We start from the raw sequence: 8,924 nt of genomic DNA, 5'->3' as shown, positions 1-8,924 counted from the left end.
TGACACGTACGGTAAATTTTGTTATTGAGATCGCTGAGAAATGTGAGGACATGGCGATCGCCACTGGCTAAAACTTGCCAAGCCAGTTCATAGGCAACCGGATCCACTGGCAGTGATAGATAGGGATGCAGGCTAGTTGCCAGCCGCTGCGGATAGTTAAAAGGGAGTGTGATTGCCCATGATTCGAGCAAATAGTTAAAGGGGTTGGCGCAATAGGTTTCTACTTCAGAAGTGACCTGAATCGTTAGGGAAGCAGTGGGCTGCGGTAACCACCAGTAGCGCTGAATGTGATTGCCATGGACATCGAGGACAGGACTGTGACCTTGGGGAGTCGGTAAAATTTGCAGGGAGAGCGATCGCAGGCGTTGGTGGCCATCACTGCGGGGAATCAAGCGCAAATCGTGGGGGGCAAGAGCAACGGCAGCGCTGTAGGTGTAGGTGGTTTGATGATAAATGCGGTATTGCATTTTAATTTTCTTGGTTAAAAAACATAAAATCTGTTGTTCTATGGCTTGACTTTATCACTTTTTGTGGTAATGGTTGGACATCTCCTCGCTCATCTCATTTAAGGATCACTGTGGTTTTCATCATTCCTATCATCTTCCCAGCAGTAGCAGCGGCCGCTGCTAGCGAAGGCTGGTGTAAAATTCAAGAAGCCGAGAAGAAAGTTGAAAGTTGAACAAGCAGGGCAGGACAACGCTGCCAAGGTCAACAAGTACAATTCTGTAAAGTATTCTACCCAAAGCCAACTGAGTGAATATGAGCTTTTAGAGACATGAGTAAAATACGCTCAAACCAGCCCCTTTAGCCAGCTAGCGGATTTGGCAAAGTCAAGGACTATCTCAGGGATCCTGACCACGTTTGGGAGTGATCAGCCTTTATAAACCTTTACAAAAAGGAAGCCGCCCGAACCAATAACTGTCCAGGCGGGGTGTGGTGTGAGGAGTGAACGGAAACGTGTGTCTCCGCTATTTCTATTTTATGAGGACAGTTTCCAAATTGCCATAAGTAAATGGCGCAAAAAGATCAAAGCTTGGGCCTCTCACCACCAAAGCAAAAAGAGCCAAGAGCAAGTCCTGACTCCCCCTAAAAAGGATGCTTGTAAAAAACAGCCTAGCGGGTGGTGGCTGCCATTTTTTCTTCTGCAAGTTCCCTTAGGCTAGGGAATAAAAAGTGGTTTTCTTCAACGTACTGCGCACCAAACAAGCCCTTTTCTGCCCAGAAGTAGCGATCGGTGGTGTGCTCATTCCGCTTAACAAGAACTAAAGCGGGCGGGGTGATCCCCTTAGCTTGAATGAATTTTCGGGCCGCTGTCACGGGTTTATCTTCGCCACTTTCGATGCTATATTGAGGTACGCACTCAAGGATTTTGCGCCCTTCGAGACGCCGCCGGCTCTTCCGCTTCCGTCTTCTGGCCAAGTTGCCTTACCTCCTTTGCCTTCAAAGTACTGTGATTGAGTTTACAAAAGTTGCCCTTTAGTATATCTGGTGTATCCTAGAATTTCAACTTTCCTTAATTTATCGCAACACGATTTATTGACGGGACAACGATCCCCCGCTGCGGATCAACGCTTTGCTGATCCCGGTGCCCCTACCTGCCCCCCCAGCCAATGGGCTACCCTAGAGAACAACTGTCTAAGCTGCCAAACCCCTATGATGATCCAACGCTTAGTGCAACGGGTGCTCGAAACCCAAGTATTAACCTCAGCTATTGAAAACCAAATTTCCCAACTGCTGTGGAAGCGGGAATATGATGGCGATGATCTTGCGGCCCTTGGGGAATTGCTTGATGCCCTAGAGGCCAAGAAAATTCAAACCCAACAGTAGGTGTTGGGGTCTCTGCTGCAACTCCTGATTCTCGCCCTCAGCTACGGTGCCTTGGCCCTTGGGGGGGTGCCGGGGCTAGACATGAATCGCGCCACGATCGCCCTTGTGAGTGCGGCTCTGTTGATTGCCGTAGGGGCGATTGATCTACCCACTGCATGGCAAGCGATTGATCCCCAAACCATCGTGTTCTTGCTCAGCATGATGATTGTGAATGCCTATCTCGGCTTGAGCGGCTTTTTTCAAATAGCGATGGTGACCGTGGTGCGCTTTAGTGGCAGTCCCTTGGGGTTGCTGGTGTTTCTCACCGTGGCGACGGGAATACTATCGGCGGTCTTTCTGAATGATACCCTTGCCCTTGTAACGACGCCTTTAACCCTGCGCATTACCCATGTCTTGGGTTTGAATCCAGTACCCTACCTGCTGGCGATCGCGGGGGCAACCAATATCGGCTCTGTAGCCACCCTTAGCGGCAACCCCCAAAATATTCTCGTGGGATCGTTTTCCGAGTTGGGGTACCTTCCGTTTGCCCAAGTGATGGTACCCATTGCAGGGCTGGGCTTAGGTCTGCAAGTGATTTGGTTGGGCTGGCTCTATCCGGAGGTGCGATCGCGCCAACCTTTTACGTTAGCTACGCTCCAAGCGGTGCCGGTGCAAAAAGGGTTACTCCACAAGACCCTGATTGTCTCTGGGCTGATGTTTTTGGCCTTTGTGCTGGGCTTTCCCTTAGCAGAATCCTCTCTATTGGCAGCAGCGGCTTTACTGGTCACCCGCCGTCTCAAGCCAGAGCGGGTGCTTGCTCAGGTGGATTGGTCACTATTGATTCTGTTTGCGGGTCTGTTTATTCTGACCCGCTGTATGCAAAACCTTGATTTACTGGGCGCTTTGCGCCCTTGGGTGAATCAGCCCTTGGCCCTCGTGGTGATTACAGCACTGCTGTCGAATTTGATCTCTAACGTGCCGACAGTGCTGCTATTAGCGCAGTTTATTCCCAAAGGTGCCGATCAACTCTGGTACCTCCTGGCAGCTACGAGTACCCTCGCGGGGAATCTCACCCTTTTTGGCGCTGTGGCTAATTTGATTACAGTTGAGGCAGCTGCTAGCTCCGGGGAGCGGTTTTCCTTTTGGCAGCACTTGCGCTTTGGTGCTCCACTCACGGTGTTCACGCTGGCGATCGCCACCGTTTGGATTCTCAGTCGAACTTAGGGGCTAGAGGTGACGTTTGTGGTTCCAGCGGCACTCTCAAAATAGGCCACATCAGACATGATGACAGCAGCATCAGATTCGGGAATAGGCTGAGCTTGACTGAGATAGCCAACACAGCCATTCATCAGGCTATAGACAAAAATGACACCTCCCGCTGAGATGGCCACAAGGCCGCTGGCCAGCAGTAGGGAAAAATCCCGAAGGCGATAAGCACCGTGGAGGAGTCGCACCGACCACAGCACAAATGCCAGTACCAGTAGAAGTAAGATAGCCATATGTAAACTATCTTAACAACTCTCAGAATTTCCTTCATCAATCTTTAGATTCTTCTAATAAATCCTTGCTAGCAAAGTGCCTTTGTCCACTCTATGGTGCAGGTGAGATTGGCGCCATACTGACCGACATGGGTAATTTCCGGCGTATAGGCCTCTAGGACCCGTCCCGTGCGATCGCACATCGTTAGGACGTAATCACAGTGGGGACATTGGGTGTGACTCACGGAACCATAGCGCTGGCGGAGAGCCAATTTACCACAGTGAGGACAGTGAATCGTTTGCATGGTAACCATAGTTAAATAATCCTTAAATTCTTTTTGATGGACACGGACTTGTGATAAAAAGTGCTGCGCAAACTTACGTTTCAAAACAACGAGACCAAAGAAATAGTGTTGCGCAACATTAAGAAAATTTATGAGAGGGGATGCTTTTTATTATGAATGGATTTCCCGGAGATGGCAACGATCCCAATGTTAAAAAATATGCTAATTTGACAGGGATCAAAGGATTCCATAAGTGGCCTAAGAGAGAATTTCTTCTCTTTGTCTGAGAAGTGATTGACTTTTATAACAGTCCTTTCCAAAAGGATGAAGCAGGATCACAATTAGGTAAAACAGCCTCATAGGCATCCCGCATTTTAGATAAAGAGCTGTAATCTGAAGAAAAGGTTAAGGAAGGTATGAGGGTTGGGGGTGAATAGGTTGAGTTTGAGTTTCCTGAGTGCACTCATGGTGGGTTCACTCCAGCCAGCAAGAGCGCAGGGTTCCCTACAAGTGGTTTATCCGCCGCGGGAGCACACCACCAGTGCCCCCCAGATTTTCTTTATTGGTACAGCCCCACCCCAGGTCGCAGTGACGCTCAATGGTCAAGTGATTGGCGATCGCTCGCCAGCGGGACACTTTGCCCCCAGTCTTCCTCTGCAACCCGGATTGAATCGCATCATTCTCCAAGGGGGAAATCAACGCCTTGAGTTTGCCATTACCCGCGCCGTGCCCGAAATACCGACCAGTCCACAACCCCTAGAGCCAACAGCTGATTTAGTGCGGCTAGCCAATGACATTGTTTGCTTTACCGCTGCTGCCCCCGGCGATCGCGCCGTTGAAGTTCAAGTGGGTCAGCGCATTCTGCCCCTAGAACCCCTACCCCCCCAAGTGCAACTGCCCTCTAATCTTGCTGCACTGATTCATCAAGCCGATGTGGTCACTACTCGCCCTTCCTTGTACCGCAACTGCCTGCAATTGACCCAGGTGGGGGACTATGGCCCAATTCAATGGCGATTTGCAAGCCAGCGCCAACTGGGTGCCCGCATTCGTGTGGCTGAGCCGACGCACTTACCCGTTGTTGAAGTCAACCGCTCCCTTGGGGGCGTAGCACGCACTGGGCCGAGCACCGATTATTCACGGCTGACGCCCCTGCCAGTGGGAACGCGAGCACGGGTGCGAGGACAAACGGGGGATTGGCTGCATCTGGACTATGGGGGTTGGATCCGCGCCGAGGAAGTGCGCTTCCTTTCCAGTGCTCTGCCGACAACAGCCACCATTCGCAGTATTACCAGTCGTCAGCGGGCGGGTTGGACAGAAATCAGCTTTCCTTTAGATGTGCCGGTGCCAATTGCCATTCAGCAGGGCGATCGCCAGTTCACGCTGACGCTCTACAACACGATTCCCCAAACCGACATCATTCGCCTCGATGCTGATCCTGTCATCCAGCGCCTTGATTGGTCCCCCCTTGATCAGCAACGGGTGGCGTATCGGTTTACGCTTCATCATCGCCAACAGTGGGGCTATCGCGTCGCCTATGAAGGGAATCGGCTGCTGCTGCAACTGCGCCATCCACCACAACTCCAGCGGGGCACACAACCCCTGCGGGGGATTAAAATCCTCATCGATCCTGGCCATGGCGGGCCTGAGGACCTGGGGGCACGGGGTCCCGATGGTACCCCAGAAAAGGTTGTCACATTAACACTGGCAAAAAAACTGGCACCGGAGCTAGAACGCCTTGGGGCAACGGTCATTTTAACGCGCACAGAGGATATTGATCTGGACTTGCTCGATCGCAGTCTCGCCATTGAATCAGCCCAACCCACCCTTGCTCTCAGCTTGCACTACAATGCTCTTCCCGATGCTGGCGATGCCCGCCATACCCAAGGGATTGGCGCCTTTTGGTATCACCCTCAAAGCCACGACCTTGCGGTTTTCCTAGAGAGTTACTTAACTCAGCGACTGCGGCGGCAGCACTACGGTGTGTTTTGGAATAACCTTGCCCTGACTCGTCCGACAATTGCCCCTGCGGTGTTGCTAGAACTGGGCTTCATGATTCACCCCGAAGAGTTTGAGTGGATTGTTAACCCCCAAGCCCAAGGTGAGCTTGCCCGCACCCTTGCCCAAGGCATTCTTGAATGGTTGCAGCAGGCAACGCGGCACTAATCTTCGAGCAAAGAGTGAAGGGCTGCCGCCATCTCTGCAGTGGATGTGGTGGCTGTACCAAACTGGCGTACGACAATACTGGCGGCTAAATTGCCTAAAACTGCCGCCTCCCAAAGACTAGCACCCGCCACAAGGGCAAGGGTTAAAGCAGCCACAACCGTATCGCCTGCACCAGTCACATCAAAGACATCTGTGCGGTTAAAGGCGGGCAAATGATAGGGCGCTGCCTCCCGGCTAAAGAGACTCATACCAGCATCCCCCCGCGTAATCAGCATATATTTAGCCCCTGTCAAATCCAGCAGGTCTTCCCCCGCTTGCAGGACCTCCGCCTCCGTCCGAATTGGGTAGCCCACCGCTGCCTCTGCCTCTGGCAGGTTCGGTGTAAATAGGAAAGCACCGCGATAGCGGGCTAAATCCCGTTGGGTATCAACAATTGTGCGCTGATGCTCTAAGGCGGCGGCAATCACGGGGGGCGTAAAGACACCATCCCCATAGTCGGAGCAAACTACCGCATCGGCAGTTCCGAGCTGCTCGCGAATGAAGGCAGCTAGGGCTTCCTGAAGGGCCGGGGAGGGGAGATCATCGGATTTGCGATCGACGCGGACAATTTGCTGGGTCACCGACTGGCGAGCATGGCCTGAAATACGCGTTTTTGTCACTGTGGGGCGATCGCTCTCCTTCAAGATGCCCCGCGTATCAATCCCTGCCTCCTGAAAAATGCCACAGAGTGCTTCTCCCTGGGGATCTGTACCCACAAGACCAACGGCCTGCACCTGAGCGCCCAGCTTGGCCAAATTGTAGATAGCGTTGGCACCGCCGCCGGGGACTTGGCGGGTAAACTCATGGCGCAAAATCAGCACAGGGGCTTCCCGTGAGAGGCGCTCCACCTGCCCTGTAAGGAATTCATCGAGGGTGAGATCTCCCACCACTAGTACCCTTGCTGAAGAAAAGGACTGCAAAAGGTGTAGGAGTCGCCCTTGGCAAGATTGCAATTGTTGGCGCAGGTCGGGTGGTAACATTTTGCTTCGCCTCAATTCCCGCTGATCCAGAATACTCCTGTGGGGGAAAGTGTATAGAGATGCTATAGTCCAGAGATAGTGAATAAATGTTACAAATCCTCCTCTGCATAGCTAAGGGAATCGACTAGAAAATTGCGAGTGTTGGTGTGGCGTGAGGAATTAACCATGACTGGGCAGCAGCCGATTCGGTTTGGAACCGATGGCATTCGTGGACGGGCGGGAGAGTTGCTAACCCCCAACTTGGCCTTGAGCTTGGGATACTGGGTGGGGGAAGTCCTGCGGCAAACAACAGATGCACCCCAGCGCCCCTTTATCATTGGTCAAGACTCCCGCAACTCCAGTGATATGTTGGCCACCGCCTTGGCCGCAGGGTTAACTGCCGCTGGTTTTGAGGTGTGGCATGTGGGCCTGTGTCCGACCCCTTGTATTGCCTACCTAACGACCACCACAGAAGCCATTGGGGGTGCTATGATTTCCGCCAGTCATAATCCCCCCGCCGACAACGGCATTAAGATTTTTGGCAGTGATGGCAGCAAACTGAGCCCTGATCTGCAGAAAGCCATTGAAGCCCACTTAAATGCTGGCCTATCGCTCCCCCATACCGAACATTGGGGACATTTGCATCATCGCCCCGAACTGCTCCAGCGCTATCGCCATGCGGTGCAAGCCCCCCTTCAGGATCGTCAACCCCTGCGAGGACTGCGGGTGGTGTTGGATTTGGCCTGGGGATCTGCGGTGGCGGTGGCACCTACGGTCTTCCATGCCCTGGGGGCTGAGGTGATTGCTCTCCACGATCGCGCCGATGGAAATCGGATTAATGTCAACTGTGGCTCCACCCATCTGGAACCCTTGCAGCAGGCTGTCCGTGCAACCCGGGCTGCTATGGGATTTGCCTTTGATGGCGATGCCGATCGCGTGCTGGCGGTGGATAGTCAAGGACGGGTGGTTGATGGCGATCACATTCTCTATTTCTGGGGACAAAAACTCCAGTCGCAGGCACAACTGCCCAAGGATTTAATTGTGGCCACTGTGATGTCGAATCTGGGCTTTGAGCGGGCTTGGCAAGCGCGGGGTGGACAACTGGTACGGGCAGCGGTGGGCGATCAATACGTCCATGCAGAAATGTTGCGCCACGGTGCCATGCTGGGGGGCGAACAGTCGGGACACATCCTCTGCCGCCACTATGGCGTGGGGGGGGATGGCCTGCTCACGGCAGTGCACCTAGCGACCCTAGTTCAGGATTCTGGTCTATCCCTAGCGCAACTGCGAGACCAAAGTTTTACTGCCTACCCGCAAATTCTCCGCAATGTTCGGGTTGAGGATCGTCAGCGGCGGCTTCACTGGCAAGAGTGTGAACCTCTACAACAGATGATTGCCAAAGCGCAACTGGATATGGGCGATCGCGGGCGAGTCTTGGTGCGTGCCTCCGGTACAGAACCGGTTATCCGCGTCATGGTGGAAGCAGAACAGCAGCATATTGCTGATTATTGGACGGAGACACTAGTGCAGACGGTGAGTGCCCATTTGGCCGCCTAGGAAGGGGCACCACGAGTGTGTATGATAGTTGCCTAGTCGCGCTCTAGCCATTTCCTTGTCAGTCTCGCGTTTTCAAGCTGCCTGTGAGCAGGGTGAGTTCCTCATTACCGCCGAGGTGTGTCCCCCCAAGGGTAGGGATGCCAGTACAATGCTGCGCCAAGCAGCCCATCTGAAGGGGAGAGTTCATGCGGTCAATGTCACCGATGGCAGTCGCGCTGTGCTGCGGATGAGTTCTTGGGCAGCCGCCTATTTGTTGCAACAGCAGGGGTTCGAGCCCATTTGTCAAATAGCCTGTCGCGATCGCAACCGCATTGCTCTGCAAGCGGATCTCATGGGCATTGCCGCCCTTGGTTTACGCAATATTTTGGCACTTACGGGTGACCCCGTCAAAGCTGGGGATCATCCCCAAGCCAAGCCCGTCTTTGATTTGGAATCTGTCCGTCTATTGCGCGTCATTGGCCAACTCAATCAGGGGGTAGATAGCGAAGATCGCCCCCTAGCCGATGGAGCGACACATTTCTTTGCCGGTGCTGCCGTCGATCCCCAGTCTGCCAGTTGGTCGGGGCTGCAACAACGGTTTGAGCGTAAATTGGCAGCGGGCGCTCAGTTTTTCCAAACGCAGTTGATTACCGACTTTG

Annotated in this window: 10 protein-coding genes; 5 read left to right on the top strand and 5 right to left on the bottom strand. The window is 53.3% G+C overall.

What is annotated here, in order from left to right:
• The coding region (locus tag H8Q75_RS07125) for a transglutaminase N-terminal domain-containing protein (protein ID WP_297040993.1) at positions 1-467 on the bottom strand (467 nt) is incomplete at its 3' end.
• 646 nt (positions 468-1,113) lie between these two features.
• The gene (locus H8Q75_RS07120; protein ID WP_041429094.1) at positions 1,114-1,419 is read right to left on the bottom strand and encodes a DUF3155 domain-containing protein; all 306 of its coding nucleotides are present in this window, start codon (positions 1,417-1,419) and stop codon (positions 1,114-1,116) included.
• 117 nt (positions 1,420-1,536) lie between these two features.
• Here H8Q75_RS07120 and H8Q75_RS07115 point away from each other — a divergent pair, with 117 nt between their 5' ends.
• Both H8Q75_RS07115 and H8Q75_RS07110 read left to right on the top strand, forming a co-directional pair.
• A complete protein-coding gene (locus H8Q75_RS07115; RefSeq protein ID WP_071823297.1) occupies positions 1,537-1,827 on the top strand; it encodes a hypothetical protein in 291 nt (96 codons plus the stop codon).
• On the top strand, positions 1,828-3,030 hold the full coding sequence (locus tag H8Q75_RS07110) for an anion transporter (protein ID WP_024124821.1): 1,203 nt from the start codon (positions 1,828-1,830) through the stop codon (positions 3,028-3,030).
• Here the strand turns inward: H8Q75_RS07110 and H8Q75_RS07105 are convergent.
• Both H8Q75_RS07105 and H8Q75_RS07100 read right to left on the bottom strand, forming a co-directional pair.
• Entirely contained in the window at positions 3,027-3,305 is a 279-nt protein-coding gene (locus tag H8Q75_RS07105; RefSeq protein WP_297040992.1) for a hypothetical protein, read from the bottom strand. The two genes, H8Q75_RS07110 and H8Q75_RS07105, sit on opposite strands and share 4 nt — an antisense overlap.
• A 68-nt stretch (positions 3,306-3,373) precedes the next feature.
• Positions 3,374-3,598: a hypothetical protein gene (locus H8Q75_RS07100; protein ID WP_024124819.1), complete on the bottom strand. Its 225-nt coding sequence runs from the start codon at positions 3,596-3,598 to the stop codon at positions 3,374-3,376.
• A gap of 435 nt (positions 3,599-4,033) precedes the next feature.
• Between H8Q75_RS07100 and H8Q75_RS07095 the strand changes: the two genes are divergently transcribed.
• Complete coding sequence (locus tag H8Q75_RS07095) at positions 4,034-5,731, top strand: N-acetylmuramoyl-L-alanine amidase (protein WP_051372798.1); 1,698 nt, start codon at positions 4,034-4,036, stop codon at positions 5,729-5,731.
• On the opposite strand, the gene rfaE1 is transcribed toward H8Q75_RS07095, so the two are convergent.
• Entirely contained in the window at positions 5,728-6,750 is a 1,023-nt protein-coding gene (rfaE1, locus tag H8Q75_RS07090; protein WP_024124817.1) for a D-glycero-beta-D-manno-heptose-7-phosphate kinase, read from the bottom strand. The two genes, H8Q75_RS07095 and rfaE1, sit on opposite strands and share 4 nt — an antisense overlap.
• A gap of 165 nt (positions 6,751-6,915) precedes the next feature.
• On the opposite strand from rfaE1, the gene glmM reads away from it, so the two are divergent.
• On the top strand, positions 6,916-8,286 hold the full coding sequence (gene glmM, locus H8Q75_RS07085) for a phosphoglucosamine mutase (protein WP_024124816.1): 1,371 nt from the start codon (positions 6,916-6,918) through the stop codon (positions 8,284-8,286).
• 55 nt (positions 8,287-8,341) lie between these two features.
• The coding region (locus H8Q75_RS07080; RefSeq protein WP_297040991.1) for a methylenetetrahydrofolate reductase at positions 8,342-8,924 on the top strand (583 nt) is incomplete at its 3' end.

Source organism: Thermosynechococcus sp. OHK43 (genome assembly GCF_014466085.1).
Classification (GTDB): domain Bacteria; phylum Cyanobacteriota; class Cyanobacteriia; order Thermosynechococcales; family Thermosynechococcaceae; genus Thermosynechococcus.
This window is presented reverse-complemented; position numbering and strand designations above follow the sequence as displayed.